This window comes from Apibacter adventoris, from assembly GCF_002964975.1.
Lineage (GTDB): Bacteria > Bacteroidota > Bacteroidia > Flavobacteriales > Weeksellaceae > Apibacter > Apibacter adventoris.
Genome location: NZ_PSZM01000024.1, coordinates 106,582 through 124,208, shown reverse-complemented (window position 1 = coordinate 124,208; position 17,627 = coordinate 106,582). Strand labels below are relative to the sequence as shown.

15 protein-coding genes, 1 tRNA gene and 1 pseudogene are annotated in these 17,627 nt (G+C 28.7%); 10 read left to right on the top strand and 7 right to left on the bottom strand.

What is annotated here, in order from left to right:
- Nucleotides 1-24: 24 nt before the first annotated feature.
- Both C4S77_RS03655 and C4S77_RS03650 read right to left on the bottom strand, forming a co-directional pair.
- Complete coding sequence (locus C4S77_RS03655; protein ID WP_105246146.1) at nucleotides 25-1,536, bottom strand: SGNH/GDSL hydrolase family protein; 1,512 nt, start codon at nucleotides 1,534-1,536, stop codon at nucleotides 25-27.
- A gap of 23 nt (nucleotides 1,537-1,559) precedes the next feature.
- Nucleotides 1,560-2,801, bottom strand: coding sequence for an OmpP1/FadL family transporter (locus tag C4S77_RS03650; RefSeq protein ID WP_105246144.1), 1,242 nt, complete (start codon nucleotides 2,799-2,801; stop codon nucleotides 1,560-1,562).
- 238 nt (nucleotides 2,802-3,039) lie between these two features.
- Between C4S77_RS03650 and C4S77_RS03645 the strand changes: the two genes are divergently transcribed.
- From C4S77_RS03645 to C4S77_RS03615, 7 genes are all read left to right on the top strand, one after another.
- Nucleotides 3,040-3,285: a FeoA family protein gene (locus C4S77_RS03645; RefSeq protein WP_105246142.1), complete on the top strand. Its 246-nt coding sequence runs from the start codon at nucleotides 3,040-3,042 to the stop codon at nucleotides 3,283-3,285.
- A 9-nt stretch (nucleotides 3,286-3,294) separates the two neighbouring features.
- A complete protein-coding gene (feoB, locus tag C4S77_RS03640) occupies nucleotides 3,295-5,328 on the top strand; it encodes a ferrous iron transport protein B (protein ID WP_105246140.1) in 2,034 nt (677 codons plus the stop codon).
- Between the two features lie 348 nt (nucleotides 5,329-5,676).
- Nucleotides 5,677-6,903: an isocitrate dehydrogenase (NADP(+)) gene (locus C4S77_RS03635; RefSeq protein ID WP_105246138.1), complete on the top strand. Its 1,227-nt coding sequence runs from the start codon at nucleotides 5,677-5,679 to the stop codon at nucleotides 6,901-6,903.
- Nucleotides 6,904-6,962: 59 nt separating this feature from the next.
- The gene (locus tag C4S77_RS03630) at nucleotides 6,963-7,214 is read left to right on the top strand and encodes a type B 50S ribosomal protein L31 (RefSeq protein WP_105192279.1); all 252 of its coding nucleotides are present in this window, start codon (nucleotides 6,963-6,965) and stop codon (nucleotides 7,212-7,214) included.
- 216 nt (nucleotides 7,215-7,430) lie between these two features.
- The gene (locus C4S77_RS03625) at nucleotides 7,431-7,742 is read left to right on the top strand and encodes a hypothetical protein (protein ID WP_105246136.1); all 312 of its coding nucleotides are present in this window, start codon (nucleotides 7,431-7,433) and stop codon (nucleotides 7,740-7,742) included.
- Nucleotides 7,743-7,819: 77 nt separating this feature from the next.
- Nucleotides 7,820-8,539, top strand: a complete 720-nt coding sequence (bshB1, locus tag C4S77_RS03620; protein WP_181042806.1) for a bacillithiol biosynthesis deacetylase BshB1 — start codon at nucleotides 7,820-7,822, stop codon at nucleotides 8,537-8,539.
- 39 nt (nucleotides 8,540-8,578) lie between these two features.
- Nucleotides 8,579-8,652, top strand: a tRNA-His gene (locus C4S77_RS03615).
- Nucleotides 8,653-9,032: 380 nt separating this feature from the next.
- Here the strand turns inward: C4S77_RS03615 and C4S77_RS03610 are convergent.
- The 3 genes and pseudogenes from C4S77_RS03610 to C4S77_RS03600 all read right to left on the bottom strand — a co-directional run bounded on the left by C4S77_RS03610 (nucleotide 9,033) and on the right by C4S77_RS03600 (nucleotide 11,369).
- Nucleotides 9,033-10,016 (bottom strand): aldo/keto reductase, encoded by a 984-nt coding sequence (locus C4S77_RS03610; RefSeq protein WP_105246133.1) that lies wholly within the window; start codon nucleotides 10,014-10,016, stop codon nucleotides 9,033-9,035.
- 126 nt (nucleotides 10,017-10,142) lie between these two features.
- A pseudogene (locus C4S77_RS03605) lies at nucleotides 10,143-10,463 on the bottom strand (SDR family oxidoreductase); the annotation flags it as partial.
- A 189-nt stretch (nucleotides 10,464-10,652) separates the two neighbouring features.
- The gene (locus tag C4S77_RS03600; RefSeq protein WP_260209382.1) at nucleotides 10,653-11,369 is read right to left on the bottom strand and encodes a helix-turn-helix domain-containing protein; all 717 of its coding nucleotides are present in this window, start codon (nucleotides 11,367-11,369) and stop codon (nucleotides 10,653-10,655) included.
- 557 nt (nucleotides 11,370-11,926) lie between these two features.
- Here C4S77_RS03600 and C4S77_RS03595 point away from each other — a divergent pair.
- Nucleotides 11,927-12,745, top strand: coding sequence for an AraC family transcriptional regulator (locus tag C4S77_RS03595; RefSeq protein ID WP_105246128.1), 819 nt, complete (start codon nucleotides 11,927-11,929; stop codon nucleotides 12,743-12,745).
- Nucleotides 12,746-12,982: 237 nt separating this feature from the next.
- Nucleotides 12,983-13,843 (top strand): carboxymuconolactone decarboxylase family protein, encoded by an 861-nt coding sequence (locus C4S77_RS03590; RefSeq protein ID WP_181042805.1) that lies wholly within the window; start codon nucleotides 12,983-12,985, stop codon nucleotides 13,841-13,843.
- Between the two features lie 956 nt (nucleotides 13,844-14,799).
- Here the strand turns inward: C4S77_RS03590 and C4S77_RS03585 are convergent.
- Together C4S77_RS03585 and C4S77_RS03580 are read right to left on the bottom strand one after the other, a co-directional pair.
- Entirely contained in the window at nucleotides 14,800-15,552 is a 753-nt protein-coding gene (locus tag C4S77_RS03585; protein WP_105246126.1) for a LytR/AlgR family response regulator transcription factor, read from the bottom strand.
- A 2-nt stretch (nucleotides 15,553-15,554) separates the two neighbouring features.
- The gene (locus C4S77_RS03580; protein WP_105246124.1) at nucleotides 15,555-16,577 is read right to left on the bottom strand and encodes a sensor histidine kinase; all 1,023 of its coding nucleotides are present in this window, start codon (nucleotides 16,575-16,577) and stop codon (nucleotides 15,555-15,557) included.
- 145 nt (nucleotides 16,578-16,722) lie between these two features.
- Between C4S77_RS03580 and C4S77_RS03575 the strand changes: the two genes are divergently transcribed.
- Nucleotides 16,723-17,625: a DUF6268 family outer membrane beta-barrel protein gene (locus C4S77_RS03575; protein ID WP_105246123.1), complete on the top strand. Its 903-nt coding sequence runs from the start codon at nucleotides 16,723-16,725 to the stop codon at nucleotides 17,623-17,625.
- The last annotated feature ends 2 nt before the right edge of the window (nucleotides 17,626-17,627 follow it).

Below are 17,627 nucleotides of genomic sequence, written 5' to 3'. Positions count from 1 at the left end.
ATTTTTAATTCATTAATTAGGTTATCAAGGATATTTTATTCCTTGGTATGCATTAGGATCTACATAGGGTAAATTTGATTTATATTTTTTATTAATAGCTTTTATAAATCCATTTGCAATTATAGCGTATCCTCTACTTGTAAAATAAATTCCATCTAAAGAAAAAGCCCCACCTGTAATAAATTGGCTAGTATAATTTACCCCATTAAAATTTAGACCAGAATTTTTATTAAAATCATTAATTAAGGCATTAGCATCAAAAAAAGCTAAGTTATATTGATCTGAGAGATTTTTTATTATGTTATTAAATTGCATTGTTGCTAAATTTGTTTTCTCTCTTTCTTTCGCTGTAAGAACCCATGAATCTATTAATGGATAAGTTACTCCATTTACCGCTAAACTAGAAGGAATTCCTTCAGAGATAGCTTTTGAATTGATTTGAGCAATACTTCTTAATGCTGTTAAAGCAATAAAATCTTCACCAGTTGCCTGTCTAGATTGTCCATATAAAGTACCCATCAATTCGGCCTGATTTGTAGAAACACCTTTAGAAATTAAAACCATTTTAATTTGAGATTTTAAATCTACTAAATCTTTATCTTTTATCAATAATGGATTAGCTTGCGTAGAGGAATACTTTATTTTTCTTTCCGGATGTTGTAAAAAATCAAAAACATTATTTAAAGATTCAAAAGCATTATTCAACTCCTTAATCTGATTAGGGTTGGTTTTTGTTAAATTTTGAGGGGTTAATGGATTATATGGAACAGTGGTAAAAAAAGGGCTTGCTGTTACATTGGGTATACTTGCCACTATTCCTTTAGCTCCTTTAGAAACTAATTTACTTAATAAAGTATTATATGTAGTTTGAAATGTTGAGACTGAAGTGAGGGTATTACTCCCATCTCCTCCGGACATAGCGTAACCCAATATATCATTATACCCTATCCATAAAGAGAAAAAAGTTGGATCTTGCTTCATAGCATCTTCTAGTATTGAGGTATTAGGTGATGATGCAAATCTTATAAAATAGGGGTTTGCTGCACCTAATGGTAGATTTGTAGGATCACCATATCCTAATGATATTAAATGATATGATTTAGCTCCAGGTACCCCCATATTTTGATAAGGACCTTGTGAATAAATATTCGTTAATGTGGTTATTCCCTTACCTTGTGCTACAGTCGGAGAAAGACCTCCATTTACAATTTCTAAAGATAATTTATTAGAAATTCCTAAAAAAGGAATTCCGCCTAATTCATCTTCCATATAGGGTATTTTAAACATCCCTCCTCCGACTCTTTTCATTTGTTCTGCTATAATAGCAGGATAAGATTGTTTTTGTCCTTCAATATATAAAGCTCCATCTTTAAAACCTGATGTTAATGATCCCCCTAAAGCTATATATCTAGAAAAATTTGCTTCTCCAGAGTTCACTTCAATATCTGAAACATTTCCTTCTCCATCAAAATCATTGTTACAAGAGAAAATAATAGTTAAAAAACTAAATAAAAAGGGGTATATAATTTTTTTCATTGTTTCTTTAAATAGTATAAATTTTAAAAGGCATTCCATGATAACCCTAAACCAACCATGTAGCTACTTGATTTTACCTGCCCATAGAATCCTGCATTTTCATTATCTATATTTCTAGATTCTCCAACAAAATAAATTCCTGACAAGTCAATATATAAATTATCTGTCAACTTATAACCTAGTCCTCCGGTTATAGCTTGATTATCCGTACTGGGTGTTTCTGGGTTCCAATATTCATCTTTTACCGGCGATTCGTCATAATAATACCCTAATCTAAAAGCAAGTTTATCTGAAGGCGAATATTCTGTACCTATCCTGTATGCACTACTGTTTTTAAATTTTCTGGGAGATGAAGATATAGTGGGGTTATGAGGGTCATTCCCTATTTTATTTTGATAAAATTTAAATGTTAAATCTTTATATTCATGCCATCCTGAAAAATTCCAATCTGAAGATATTGACCAACTTTTAGAAATTTTATAAGTTAATCCCAATGTTAATTCTGATGCCAAAGGTATATTTGTATCAAAACGATCTGTAGTAGTTGCAAACTTATCCGTTCCAATTAATGAAGACGGGATATGTAAATAAACATTTCCTTTTCTAGCTTTTATTTTCACTTCAGACCTATAGGATATTCCTACATCTAGTTCTTTTGTAGGTCTAAAATACATACCTAAATTATACCCATACCCGGGAGCACCTCCGGCTTTTAATTTCATACTTCCATTTATATTAGATATAGCCTTTTCTAAATTTGCTGATGCTGTCGCGAAAATATAACCTCCTCCAATACTAAACCAATCTGTTATTTTATACGCTACTGTTGGTTGAATAAAAAATGCTTCTAATTTAATTTTTGTAATTAAATTTTTACCCATCCAATCTTTACCCCAATCTACACTACTGCCATAAGGGGTAGATACACTTAAACCTACAGATAAATTATCTGTAGCCTTATATGCCGCAGCAAAATTAAAGGGAGGGCTAACCGGATTATCTGTTTTTGCTTTATATAAACTATTAACACTCTGAAATTCAGCTTTTGTTATCACAGCAAACATTCCTCCTGTAATGCTTAATTTAGAAGGAATAAAAGACATTCCGGCAGGATTAAAAAAAACAACACTAGCATCTCTTGTATGTGCACTGGTATGTGCCATGGCTGCTTGGCGTATTCCTTGTAAAGAAACCCTAAAACCTCCTGCTTGCAATAAGTAAAAAGTAATCATAAAACATAGTAAAAAAGATAATCTTTTTTTCATAAATCTGAACTTAGAGTGTGAAAACAAAGCTAAGACTATCTTTTAATATTCATACTAATATTTTGCTCTTATTTTATAATTAAAATAATATATATTAATAATGGATTTATACTATCAATTACATTTTAAAAATATCTATTTTTTTTAGAATATTTAATTTAGATTAAATACAAATAATTATATATATTTGCCATCAATTAGTACATTATATATAGTACATTTATTTTTAATTTGAATTATGCTTTCTGATAATAAAATTTCCCTTTCCGAGTTGAAGCCCACTCAAATAGCTAAAGTAATTGGCTTCACTGAAGATATTATACCAAATAAAATTTTGGAAATGGGAATTGTTCCAGGAGTATCTGTGAGACTTAAAAGAAAAGCTCCTTGGAACGGTCCGCTATTTTTAGAATACGGCAAAGAAAAAAGTGCGGTTATGTTAAGAAAAGAAGAAGCTAATTGTATATTAATAAAGCTGGAATAAAATAATAAAATGAGTGAAAAAAATATTATTCTTGTAGGGAATCCAAATGCAGGAAAAACCACTCTTTTTAATCAATTAAGTGGATTACACCAAAAAACAGGAAATTATCCCGGTATTACTGTTGAACAAAAAAAAGGAAAATTCAAATATAAAGATGTTAACTATACACTTATAGATTTACCGGGAACGTATAGTTTATGTCCTTCTTCTGAAGATGAAAAAGTAGTCTTAAATGCATTTTCCGACCCTTCAAATTCAGATTATCCTGATCTAATTATTGTTGTTGCCGATGTTCATAATATGAAAAGAAGTCTTTTTTTATATGAACAGGTAATAGATTTAGAAATACCAACCATATTAGCTATTAACCAAATAGATGAAATAGAAAAAGAAGGTATTCTTTTACGAAAAGATAATCTTTCTACTTGTTTTGATACTCCGGTTATACTTATAAGTTCCAGAAAAGGCATAGGTATTAAAGAACTTAAAGAAGCCATACATAATGGCGGAAGTAAAAAAAAACAAAACACTTTCAATTATCCTAAAGAAATAACTGGTGCTATAAATATTATTACCCAGACATTTCATACAAATGATTATTTAGCATGGTTATTTTTATCACAAACCAACTTACAGAATATTCCTGAAAAATACAGAAAAAAAGTATCTGAAGTTATTAAAGAATACAAAATAATACCCAAAAGATTACAAATAAAAGAGACCATCTCCAGACATCAATTTATAGATAACTTAATTGAAAAGGTTGTATATAAAGATCCTACATATCAAACCATTACTAATAAGCTGGATAAAGTTTTACTTCATCCTTTTTGGGGATATGTAATATTTTTTGGAATTTTATTTTTGATTTTTCAAGCTTTATTTTTTTTATCAAGCTATCCTCAAGACTGGATAGAAGGTTTTTTTGCAAGTTTTAGCTCCTTTTTATCAGAAAAATTACCTGCCGGACCGTTAACTGAGTTATTAGCAGATGGTTTAATTCCGGGTATTAGTGGTGTGGTAGTTTTTGTTCCGCAAATTGCTATTTTATTTTTCTTCCTTTTATTAATGGAGGAAAGCGGATATATGGCGAGGGTTGTTTTCATTATGGATAGGTGGTTCAGACCTTTTGGTTTAAGTGGAAAAAGTGTGGTTCCACTTTTATCAGGTGCAGCTTGTGCAATCCCTGCAATTATGTCTGCAAGAAATATTGAAAATTCTAAAGAAAGATTAATTACTATTCTAGTAACTCCTTTTATAACCTGTTCCGCAAGATTGCCTATTTATTCCATCATTATAGCATTAATTATACCTAAAGGACATGGTTTATTTAACTTACAAGGAGTAACTATGATGATTATGTATCTATTAGGTGTTATAATGGCCTTTATAGGAGCAGCATTTGCCAATAAGTTTCTTAAATCTACCTATAAAAGCTATCTTATTTTAGATATGCCTAATTACAAAATTCCATTTTGGAGGAATGTATTTTACGGGTTATTTGAAAAATCATGGAGTTTTGTTGCTAATGCCGGTAAAATAATATTAGCTGTCAGTGTTATTTTATGGGTACTAGGTTCCTTTGGTAAGACTAATAACAAATCTAAAGAAACTTCCTATTTCACAAAAACTACATTAGAAAATTCCTACCTAGGTGCTTTTGGTAAGACTATTGAACCCATATTTGAACCTTTAGGATTTGATTGGAAAATTGATATTGGTATATTATCTTCTTTTGCTGCCCGAGAAGTTTTTGTTGGAACATTAGCTTCCATATACAGTATGGAAGATGACGGGGCTGAAAATTTAAAACTAAAAGAATTAATGAAAAAAGATATAAACCATAATACAGGAAAACCAACATTTAATTTTGCTACTGGTATATCTATTCTTTTATTTTATGCTTTTGCTATGCAATGTGTAAGTACTCTGGCTATTGTGAAAAAAGAAACAAATTCATGGAAATGGCCTTTTTTACAACTCTTTTTTATGACAGGTATAGCTTATTTTATAGCATTTTTATGTTACCAAATTTTAAAATAATATTCATTTTTATTCTAAATTCAACTTTTATAAGTTAAAAATATAACAAATACCCTGTCATTTTTATTAAAAAATAATATTCTCATATGATACTAATTATACAATTAAATAAACAAAATGTATGTAAATTCATATTTTAATCAATCATCTTAAACAGATTTTAAACATTTTGTTAATTAGCTATAAACTGATATTTACATAACTTAACCAAAATATTATTCAAAAAAATTTAAAATAATATATAATTTTTAATACAAGTTTTTAATAAATGTTTAATATTTATAAAGTAAATATTTTTTTTTCTATGATGACTCTTATTATATTTGAAGAAATCAATTAAAGGTAATTATGCAAAAAATAAAAGTACTAAACCCTATTGTGGAAATGGATGGTGATGAAATGACAAGAATCATCTGGAAATTCATTAAAGATAAATTGATTCTCCCTTACTTAGATATAGATCTAAAATATTATGATTTAGGAATTGAAAACCGGGATAAAACCAATGATCAGGTCACTATAGATTCAGCAGAAGCAACTAAAAAATATAATGTTGCCGTAAAATGTGCAACTATAACCCCCGACGAAGCACGAGTTAAAGAATTCAACTTAAAAAAAATGTGGAAATCTCCCAATGGTACTATTCGTAACATTGTAGGAGGTACTGTTTTTAGAGAACCCATAATTATGAAAAATGTTCCCAGATATGTTCAGGGATGGACGCAGCCAATAGTTATAGGCAGACATGCTTTTGGGGACCAATATAAAGCTACCGATGTTCTTACCAATGGTCCCGGAAAACTTACCATGATTTTCACTCCTGAAAATGGAGAAGCTCAAACATGGGAAGTATTTGACTTTAAAGATAGTGGGGTTGCTATGTCTATGTATAATACAGATGAATCTATTAAAGGTTTTGCACATTCATCATTTCAAATGGCTTTAACAAAAAAATGGCCTTTGTATCTTTCTACAAAAAATACTATATTAAAAGCTTATGACGGTCGTTTTAAAGATATATTCCAAGAAATTTACGAAAAAGATTATAAAAATAAATTTGAAGAACTAGGGATTACCTACGAACATCGACTAATTGATGATATGGTAGCATCGGCTATGAAATGGAACGGAGGTTTTGTTTGGGCTTGTAAAAATTATGATGGAGATGTACAATCTGATACTGTGGCGCAAGGTTTTGGATCATTAGGACTTATGACTTCTGTTTTAGTAACCCCTGACGGTAAAACTGTTGAAGCAGAAGCTGCTCATGGTACAGTAACAAGACATTATCGTTTATATCAGGAAGGTAAAGAAACCTCAACCAATCCAATTGCTTCGATTTTTGCCTGGACCAGAGGATTAATGCATAGAGGAAAATTAGACAATACTCCTGAAGTAACAAAATTTGCAGAAACTTTAGAAAAGGTTTGTATCGATACGGTAGAATCCGGAAAAATGACAAAAGATTTAGCGCTTTTAGTTAAAGGAAAAGAAATGACAAAAGATGATTATCTAAATACTGAAGATTTTTTAGATATTATAAATGAAAACTTAAAAAATATATTTGAAAAATAAATTTCAGTTCTTGTTAATTTAGAAAAAAATTGTATTTTTGCATCTCAAATTTAATAATAATGAAAAAAGACATTCATCCTGAGAACTATAGATTGGTTGTATTTAAAGATATGAGTAATGACGAAATGTTTATTTGCAGATCTACTGCAGAAACTAAAGATACTATAGAATACGAAGGGCAAGAATATCCTTTGATAAAAATGGAAATATCCAGTACTTCCCATCCTTTCTATACAGGAAAAGTAAAATTAGTTGATACTGCCGGTAGAGTAGATAAATTTTTTAATAAATACAAAAATTATAAAAAATAATATTTTTAAAGATATTTTTTACTTATAGAAAAACAACCCTGATCCTAAATACGGAACAGGGTTACTTTTTTTATAATATTTATTTAAACTTATGGCACAAATATTGACATTAATAAATGCATATTATTTTAAATGCTATTTATTCTAATTTTATACAATTTCCCCCTTATACATTAACAAAAAACAACTTTATAACTAACAAATGAAATAACAATTATGAAAACAAAACTTTTAATTTTATTTTTAACTATTTTTTCAGTTTTTGGTATAGCACAAGAAAATATGTATAAATATAGTAATGAAATACAATCTACCCCTGAAAAAATAGAAAAAGTGGAATCTCTGATACAACAAACATTCGGAGAGCCATCTTCTCCAGGAATATGGACTTCTAAAAGTGCAGATTACGGATTAATAATAAGAACCAAAGGTAATACATTTACTATAAGAGCCTGGCAAATATCCCCAAATTCAGACATTAAATCTAAAATAGAAAGTTTGATGGCACAGGTTGAATCTCAATTATAAATTATATTTTAAAAATTATTATATAAAAATTTTAGTATTATAATGTAATATTTATATATGAGCATCAATTCTTTATTATGACAAAATTAGATATTCTTGCCATAGGTGCACATCCAGATGATGTAGAGCTTGGTTGTGGAGGTACTTTGGCTAAAATGGTTGCTTCAAATAAAAAAGTAGGAATCTTAGATTTAACCCAAGGAGAGCTGGGTACACGCGGAACATTTGAAACCAGAAAAATTGAAGCTGAAAAAAGTATAGAAATTTTAGGAATTTCTATAAGAGAAAATCTAAAATTTAGAGATGGTTTTTTTATAAATGATGAAAAACATCAAATAGAAATTATAAAAATTATTAGGAAATATAAACCTACTATTATATTGGCTAATGCTATAGCAGACAGGCACCCGGATCATGGAAAAGCTTCTAAATTAGTTTATGATTCTTGTTTCCTTTCGGGATTAAGAAAAATTAAAACGGAAATAAATAACATTGAACAAGAAAATTGGAGACCTAAACACCTCTTTAATTATATTCAGTGGAATGAAGATAAACCTGATTTTATTATAGATATTTCGGAATATTTAGACAAGAAAACTGAAGCTTGTATGGCTTACAAATCTCAATTCTATGATCCTGAATCTCAGGAACCAATTACGCCTATTACATCCAAAAATTTTAAAAAAAGTATTATTTACAGAGCAGAAAATTTAGGTAGACTTATAGGAACTGATGCCGGAGAAGGGTTTACTTCACCCCAATGGATCGGTCTTAAAGATTTTGAAAATTTTGTTTGAAAATAAAAAATCTATTTATATATTTGCACTCTCAAAACGGTGACCATAGCTCAGTTGGTTAGAGCGTCGGATTGTGGTTCCGAAGGTCGTGGGTTCGAGACCCATTGGTCACCCAAAGCTCTAAAGCCGCTCCCATATTAGGTTTTAGAGCTTTTTACCAAATCACTTCAAATGTGTAATTACTGAAAACGGCAATGTGAACGGCAATGTAAATTACACATGATAACGGAAACAAAATTTGGGTGCTCATACTCTGAAATTTGGGTAAGCCCCTCGGATTGGAAATCATCCAAAAGAAAAATCTAACAGCTGACTGGTATGTACAGTGTATTTTTTTATCCTGCTTTCAATGAATTTCTTTTATTAATATCATACTTATAATAATTCTGAACTTTACTAATAAAATAATTTACATTCATTTATAAATAATATTTTATTTCTATTTTTTGACATTTTTTAATCTTTTGAAAGAAAGTATCTTGTATTCATAAAATTATAACCCTGTTCTTTTTTCTAGTTCTTCCGGATAACGATCTCCTTCTATTTTAATTTTTTCGAGTGCTCTGTTTATTTCTTGTAAAGATTGACTGTTCAAATCGATTTCTACGGCTTTATTATTTTCAAGCATTCGATTTTTTTTAGTTGTACCAGGAATAGGTACAATCCAAGGCTTTTGAGCTAATAACCAGGCTAAAGCTATCTGTGCCGGAGTAGCATTTCTTTCCTGTGCTATTTTTTGAAGTAACTCTATAAGTTTTTGGTTAGCTTGCAGATTTTTTTGTGTAAAACGAGGCACAATACTACGGAAATCTCCCTTTTCAAAAGTTGCATTTTTTTTAATTTCACCGGTAAGAAAACCTTTTCCCAATGGACTAAATGGAACAAGTGCTATTCCTAATTCCTCTAATGTTGGAATAAGTTTTTCCTCTGGCTTTCGCCACCAGAGAGAATATTCACTTTCTACAGCTGTTACGGGTTGAACTTTATGTGCTCTTTTTATAGTTTCAACACCTGCTTCAGATAAACCCCAATATCTTATTTTTCCTTCTTTAATTAAATCTTTCATTGTCATAGCAACTTCTTCAATTGGGGTATTCAAATCAACACGATGTTGATAATATAAATCAATATAATCAGTTCCAAGTCTTTTCAAAGACCCTTCCACTGATTTACGAATATGTTTAGGATTGCTATCCTGTTCCTGCTTACCATTTACTAGCTTAATACCAAATTTTGTAGCTATTACTACTTTATCACGTACAGATGTTAAAGCTTTTCCTACCAGTTCTTCATTTGTATATGGTCCATACATTTCTGCTGTATCAAAAAAATTAACTCCACTTTCATAAGCAGATTTTAAAAGTGATATACTTTCCTTTTCATTTAATATTTGAGAATAAGCATAATTTAGCCCCATACAACCAAATCCCATTGCGGATACCACTGGTCCACTTTTACCTAATTTTCTTTTTTTCATTTTTTTAAGTTTATTTATAATACTAAGATTATTTATGATTGTTTTTTTAACTATTTTAAATACCTAACATTTTTCTGTTACATATGTCTTCATATAAACTAAAATTTTCATATTCCGTTTTATGATCTAATAACTTTTATTTTTTTTTATTACTCGAACTGCAAATTTTGTTGCTGAATAAACCGCACTACCAGGTGATACCTTATGCCCTGCTACTGAAGAAACATTTATTATATGTCCTGATTTTTGTTTTTTTATATAAGGTAAAGCTGCTGCGATTCCATATAATACTCCTTTAATATTTACATCTATCATTCTATCCCAGTCATCAATTTTCAAAAGCTCCAATGGAGATTGTTGCATTAATCCTGCATTATTTAGCATAACATATATTTTGCCAAATTTTTCTACTGCTGCTTCCACTAATTTTTTCACCTGATTAGAGTCTGTTACATCTGTAACCTATGCATATAGGCTATCCCTCCCTTTTTAATTAAATATTCTGTAAATTATATTAATTTTATTATATAAAGTAACTTATTATATTATTTTTTAATTCAACACACGAAAGGTACAAATTAAAAATTCTTATCTGTTTTTTCAGAAGCTCAAAATATTTTGCAAAATCGCTCATTTTTATTTAGAAGGCGGAAAACCATACTGCCGTTTAAATGCAGTAGAAAAATGAGAAAAATTTTTAAATCCCACTTCTAAATACACTTCAGAAACTTTCTTATTTTCGTTTTTCAAAAGATCATAAGCGGTTTTCAAACGTCTTTCGATTAACCACTTTTGTGGAGATAAATCACTTATCTTTTTAAAATCTCTTTTAAATGTAGATAAACTACGTCCTGTAAAATGAGCAATTTCATCTATTGAAAGATCATACATATAGTTATTTTCTAAAAACTCCATAATATCGATTTTCCATATAGCTGTAAAATCAAACAAACAAGTATAAAAATGCTCGTCAATTTGTAATAATGAATATACACCTTCTAAAAGTTTAAGCTTCATGAGTTTTTCCATCGGTTTTTCTTCAGAATCAAAATAAGGAATCATTGATTGAAAAAGACTGGTTATGGCAGAACTCTTGGGTAATTTTATAACACTTTGCTTAAGTTTTTCTATATTTTGAGGTATTTTATTTTTATCTAATGACTGATAAAATTCACGTAAAAAATTACGATTAAAAACCATAAATATTCCACTGAACTTTTCTTTACCATTAGGCTGTTTAATCATATTTACCCGGTTATCTTTTTTTAAAAAAACACATTCACCTTTATGTATTTTTATTGTATTTTTTTCTTCTAACAACAATAATTCTCCTGAATATACAAATACTAACATATGATCTTTTATCATATTTCGACAAATACGTTCATTATTAAAATAATATGAAAAAAAAATATTTGAATAACTAAATTTTAGTGCATCATTATGAGTGTTTTCCATGTTTATAATATTTATTTTTATTAGGTAATATGCAGAGAGATACCTTTAATTATTAATTTTTCTATATTATATAAAAGAATTTATACAATATTTTTTATTGAATAATTCAATTTTAAAAGTCAATAAATAATTTAACTTTTTATCCAATTACAATATACAAAATATTGAACTTTATGGAAGACTTCTAACATTTACTAACGAATTAACAAAATAAATTTTCTTTTTCAATTTTTCTATTTCAACGATAATAAAATCCTATTTCTGTGAATGATATATTTTCATTTAGTTCATATATAAAGTAAAAATAAGTAAATTTTTAGCTATTTGTTTTCCTATAGAGCTCAATATAATTTTCATTAAAAGTTCAAAAAGAAATCATGATAAGAACTAAAAACATAAATTCAATAAAACATATAAATACTGAATTGAAAGTTTTTCATTAAATTTGAACTATGTTGAAAGAATACTCCATTTCTGATATACTTGATTTACCTTCTCAACATATTCCATATTTTGTAGGAACATTTGAAAATACTGAAGATGCTGAATTAGACTGGCCTCATCGTCATAATTTTTACTCCTTAGTCTGGTTTACCCAAGGCAATGGGTTTTATGTTATTGATATGCAGGAATATGAAATAGTCCCTAATCGATTGTTTTTAGTCTATCCGAAACAAATTCATAATTGGAACTATTCGGAAAATTGTAAAGGATATATTTTATTATGCGATCCCACCTTGGTTTTAGAGCTTAATTTAACCTCTATTGCTTCTTACTTAGATATAACATATAACAAATTATTTATTGAAAATATATTTACAAATTTATTAAAAGAAAAAAAACGTAATGACCATTTGACATATGAGAGTATTAAAGCGGGAATTTTATATCTTCATTCTGTTTTAAAAAGAGTTGCAGAAGAAAGTCAAGTAGTTAGAACGGTTGTAAATAAAACAATAAATAAATTAAACCAAATAATTTTTGAAGACCCTTACTGTATTAAAATTGAAAGATATGCAGAGAAAATCGGAATGCCAATTGAAAATTTAAATACTCTATGTAAAAATATTACCGGAATTTCTGTAAAACAATATATATTAGATATTAAAGTAACTGAAGCAAAACGTTTATTGATCTATACTTCTAACAATATAAGCGAAATAGCTTTTTCACTAGGCTTTGAAGATAGTTCCTATTTCGCTCGTATTTTCAAAAAAAGAACTACCCTATCTCCTACTGAATTTTTAAAAAAGTACCGAAAACACTTATAAAAATCCTATAATATATATTTCTGATCCCACTAATTTTGTATTTGTAAATTAAAAACAGATATTAAATAAATAATCTGGAAATTGTGCAAAACAATTTTTGTCTTTTTATATCAATTAAATCAAAAGGAGCAAAGATTTTAATAGATGAAAATGTAAAAAAATCTGATCTTTTATGTAAGTTAAAAACAAAAGAAAAAATTTTACTAGCATTCAAATAAAATATGTAAATCAACAAATATGAAATCATACATTTTTATATTTTTAACACTTATAAATATTACAATAATGAACTCACAACCCAACAAAACTTCAGAGAAATATAACAAAGGCTGGAATAAGTTAAAAGAAATAGATGGAGAAGCAGGAGAAAAAGTGGTGAATGGATTAAAAGATATTTCACCTGAACTCAGCAGGTTTATTATAGAATATTCTTTTGGAGAAGTCTATAGCCTTACTACTTTGGATAATAAATCTAAAGAAATCGTTGCCATTTCGTCTTTAATTGCACAAGGTGCTATTCCTGAACTAAAAGTTCATCTAAATGGAGCTTTAAATACCGGAAGTACTATTAATGAAGTTAAAGAAATTATTTTACAAATGTCTGTTTATTGTGGATTTCCGAAATGTATAAATGGAATGAAAGCTTTGAGGCAAGTTTTAGAGGAAAGAAAAGCCTTAGGCATTATTGATAAAGAAGGAAAAACAGCATCGACAAATACCACTATTGATAAATACACTTTAGGAGCTAAATTTTTAGCCATTTTAAAAGATAATCAAGAGCAAATTCTAAAGGAAAATTTCCAAAATTTATCTCCAGAATTAGTCAGACTTACTATTGAATATGGATACGGAGATATCTTCTCTCGTGACAATTTGGATAAAAAGTATAGACAGATCTCAACAATTTCGGCTTTAGCTACTTTAGGTAATGCACAACCCCAATTAAAATTTCATATTGAGGCAGGTTTAAATATTGGATTGACTGTTGATGAAATAAAAGAGATCATGTTAATGATGACAGTTTATGCAGGTTTTCCGGCATCTATTAATGGTACAAACTCTTTAAAAGAAGTTATACAAGAACACAAAAATCAATAAGTAAAAAACATATAATAATTCTAATATATGTTTTTAATTATCAGCAATATAATTAAAATATTTTTTAATTGAAAATAAATTGATCTTTATATTTAAATTTAATATTAAAATGTTTTATTTCTTATAATTAAGAGTAGAGTTATGAACAATTTTCAGTAAATTAATTTTCAGTGTTTAAAACTAAATAGTCCTGATATTTCACTAGAATACAGGACTTTTATTTTGTTTTAAAATTTATTGTGATATAAGACAGTAATTAAACAAATTAAATTTATTTTTCTATAACCAGTTATAAAAGGATTAAATCAAATTAGGAAAATATTATTTGCATTTTATTTGAAATATTCAAATTATTTTAATCTAAAAAACATACAGAAATGAATGCACAAGATAGTATTATCAGATACATAACTAAACTTTAATTTATTAAACCCAAAATATATATTAATGTTTGTTTTTATAAAATAATTATATCATGAAAAATTAGATGCTTTCTAAAACTAAATGTTTTATTTTTTGATATTAATGAAACTGTTTTAAATACTGATATCCTCAAATCTTTTCTCAATATTATGATTGACAAGTTATTTATGATTTATGGTTTACGAAATTATTACATTATTTTTTAGTTTCTACAGTTACTAAAACTTATAAAAGCTTTAAATTAATAGCACTTGATGTTTTAAAAACAGTATTATCTAAAATTAATAAGTTTTGATATTAGACAAAAAACTGCAAAGCAGAATTCGACTACACTAAAATATTCTGAAATTAAACAAAACTCATATGGAGTTGGTATTCATAGAAACGTTTAATCCGTATGAACAAGAGGTAAATAAAATTTATCTGTTGAATAACAGATGTTTAAAGATAGGAAAGTCAACAATGATAATAATTTTGTGTTTCCATTATTTCAAATAGCTATATTACAAATAGATAACATAATATTTAGAATCTCATTTACTTATCAAATTCTTATATACCACAGTGTTTAAAAGTTTCTCTCGTCTTGGCTTCGCAATAGGTAGGAGACTGCCATTAATAAGAACCTGTCCTCCCGATATTTTATGAATATGAGATATATTTATCAAGTACGATCGGTGTATCCTGAAAAAATAATATTGAGGTAGGATTTCTTCCAAAGAAGCCATTGTCTGATGTATTGTTAATACCTTATTCGTAAAATACAATTTTACATAATTCTGCATTCCTTCGGCATAAAGAATATCTTCCCATGCAATTCGTTGAAAAGCATCTCCTTGCCGAACATACATATTTGTCATCACTCCCTCTTGTTCATTTTGCAATATCTCTTGAGATCGAAACATATCCTGAGCTTTCGATATAGCTTGAAAGAAACGCTGAAATGCAATTGGTTTCAAGAGATAATCAACGACATTAAGTCTGAAGCCATCAAGTGCATACTCAGAATAAGCGGTAGTGATTATCGTTAACGGAGGTTTCCCAAGTGATTCTAAGAACTCTAACCCTGAAAGATGAGGCATATTAATATCCAAAAACATCAGATCGATCTTTTTCTTTTTGAATATCTCAGCTGCTTCTAATGCTGATGAACATGTATCAGTAACTTCCATAAAATCTATTTTGCTTATATAATTCTCAATTCCTTTTATCGCAATAGATTCATCATCAACCACTAAACAGCTTAGTTGAGTTTGTATTGTATTTTTTGAGATTAGTTCAGTCATTTTTATATATTAATAATAATTTTGGTATGGTATGTAGCCTCTGTTTCTTTTACAGACAAGTTATATTTTCCAAAATATAGAATTTCCAATCGTTGTTTTATATTTTTTAAACCTAAACCTCCTACGTTCTTTTTCTTTGTGGATAATGTGGACTTAGAGTTTTCCACATTTAGGGAGATTGTATTCTCTTTTTGCTCAAAGTCAATATTGATATATCCTTTTTCAAAACCGGACTTCGATACATGCTTAAATGCGTTTTCGATAAATGTGATAAACAACAATGATGGTATCTCCATTTGAGGTTTTTCTATTTCCCAAGAACTAGAAACTGTTAATTTATCTTCCCAACGAAACTCTTCAACCGCAATATAATCTTTCAGGAATTGAATATCTTGCTCCAATGTTATTTGCTTGTCTCCATTATATAGTTGATAACGCAAAATTTCGGAATATTTAATCAACAGATTAGATGCCAATTTTACATTTGTCTGCATCAATATATGGATATGGTTCAATACATTGAACATAAAATGCGGAGTAACTTGGTGTTGTAAAGATCGAAGCTGGTACTCGATAAGTGTTCGTTTCAACTTTGTATTTTCCTGAAAAAAACGTAGTCCACAAATGCATAAATTGATCAAAATTCCTGACGAGAGAAAGATAAGTATATAAAAGTTAGGAAGATCATCCATATTGAAATATATCGATAGAGGAAAAACTCCTTCTTTCTCTAAAAAAGTGAAAAAATATTGATATAAGGTGAAAATTATACCTGTAATGATTGAAATACCTAAAAACTGAAGGATGAAGACCACTGTTGTTTTTTGCTTCATTGCCCTCTGTAATAATGTCTCGCTTAGATATTTTACAAATGGGAAAACAGATAACATTGCCAAAACTGGATATAATGTAGCTTCAATCAAAGACTCTGTTTGTGGAATGATCTGTAACCACATAACAAAAGTTACAATTACCCAAAAGATAAGAATAATGTAATTCTCTATTATATAATTTTTTATTCTCATACTACAAATTTAACGCATTAACTGACAGGTCTATTATCATTCGTCAAAGGCAACTCAATGATTCGTCAAAAAAAATCGTAATAACATTCTAAAAAAATGAATTTTGATGAAACAGAATCAAATTATTCATTAAAAAAAACTCAATATGAAAAAGATATTAGTTATTGCATTTATGCTTATTGGATATACAAACATAAATGCACAAATCATGTTTAAAACGGAATATTTCGGTAAATCCGGTTACCGTATGACAGAAGGAGATCGAGATGAAAAGATCGGAAATAGCAAAGGTTCAGCAACAGTATATCAGGGAGGTATTAATATTCCATTGTCTGTGAGTCTAAATGATAAGAACCGTCTAAAGATGTGGTCTATTAGTGCAGGAGGAGCTTATGCAAAACTTGATAACAAAAATTTTACAGAGCCTTTAGTCATCGATGAAATTATGAATATGGGGCTAAGTCTTGATCATCTTCGTCCATTAAATGACAAATGGTCTATGATGGCAAGTGTTGGCGGAGGTATTTATATGCCAAGTACCCAATTTTCCAAAATCCGATTAAAAAATGTACTTGGAAATGCTTCTGCTATTTTTATTTATCATTTTAAACCAAATCTTGAACTCGGTTTAGGTATATCTATGAATAATTCTTTCGGCTATCCAATGGTATTTCTTGCTTTTTATTTTAATTGGACTGCCGAAGGGAAATATGCTGTAAAGATATCAATGATGGACGGCTTAGAAATGTCAGCAGGATATAACGTCAACAAATATTTAAGCCTAAATATTGTAGCCGAAATGAATGGACAAATGGCTTTTATAGAACAAGATGGAAAAGATAAGATATTCTCACACCAATATATTGTAGCAGGATTCCGTCCCGAAATAAAGATAGGCAAACAGATTTTTATACTCATTACAGCTGGTATTAGTGCAATACGCCCAGCTGAGATAACGAATAGAAACATAAAAAGCATGTTTCAGGATAAAGAATATTATTTTCAAATAGCTCCTTATACTTCAGCAGGGCTAAATATAGGATTTTAGGG

Excerpts from the sequence above, each read along its gene's own strand:
- C4S77_RS03655 (WP_105246146.1), bottom strand. The coding sequence starts at position 1,536 with ATGAAAAAAATTATATACCCCTTTTTATTTAGTTTTTTAACTATTATT.
- C4S77_RS03650 (WP_105246144.1), bottom strand. The coding sequence starts at position 2,801 with ATGAAAAAAAGATTATCTTTTTTACTATGTTTTATGATTACTTTTTAC.
- C4S77_RS03645 (WP_105246142.1), top strand. The coding sequence starts at position 3,040 with ATGCTTTCTGATAATAAAATTTCCCTTTCCGAGTTGAAGCCCACTCAA.
- feoB (WP_105246140.1), top strand. The coding sequence starts at position 3,295 with ATGAGTGAAAAAAATATTATTCTTGTAGGGAATCCAAATGCAGGAAAA.
- C4S77_RS03635 (WP_105246138.1), top strand. The coding sequence starts at position 5,677 with ATGCAAAAAATAAAAGTACTAAACCCTATTGTGGAAATGGATGGTGAT.
- C4S77_RS03630 (WP_105192279.1), top strand. The coding sequence starts at position 6,963 with ATGAAAAAAGACATTCATCCTGAGAACTATAGATTGGTTGTATTTAAA.
- C4S77_RS03625 (WP_105246136.1), top strand. The coding sequence starts at position 7,431 with ATGAAAACAAAACTTTTAATTTTATTTTTAACTATTTTTTCAGTTTTT.
- bshB1 (WP_181042806.1), top strand. The coding sequence starts at position 7,820 with ATGACAAAATTAGATATTCTTGCCATAGGTGCACATCCAGATGATGTA.
- C4S77_RS03610 (WP_105246133.1), bottom strand. The coding sequence starts at position 10,016 with ATGAAAAAAAGAAAATTAGGTAAAAGTGGACCAGTGGTATCCGCAATG.
- C4S77_RS03600 (WP_260209382.1), bottom strand. The coding sequence starts at position 11,369 with ATGTTAGTATTTGTATATTCAGGAGAATTATTGTTGTTAGAAGAAAAA.
- C4S77_RS03595 (WP_105246128.1), top strand. The coding sequence starts at position 11,927 with ATGTTGAAAGAATACTCCATTTCTGATATACTTGATTTACCTTCTCAA.
- C4S77_RS03590 (WP_181042805.1), top strand. The coding sequence starts at position 12,983 with ATGAAATCATACATTTTTATATTTTTAACACTTATAAATATTACAATA.
- C4S77_RS03585 (WP_105246126.1), bottom strand. The coding sequence starts at position 15,552 with ATGACTGAACTAATCTCAAAAAATACAATACAAACTCAACTAAGCTGT.
- C4S77_RS03580 (WP_105246124.1), bottom strand. The coding sequence starts at position 16,577 with ATGAGAATAAAAAATTATATAATAGAGAATTACATTATTCTTATCTTT.
- C4S77_RS03575 (WP_105246123.1), top strand. The coding sequence starts at position 16,723 with ATGAAAAAGATATTAGTTATTGCATTTATGCTTATTGGATATACAAAC.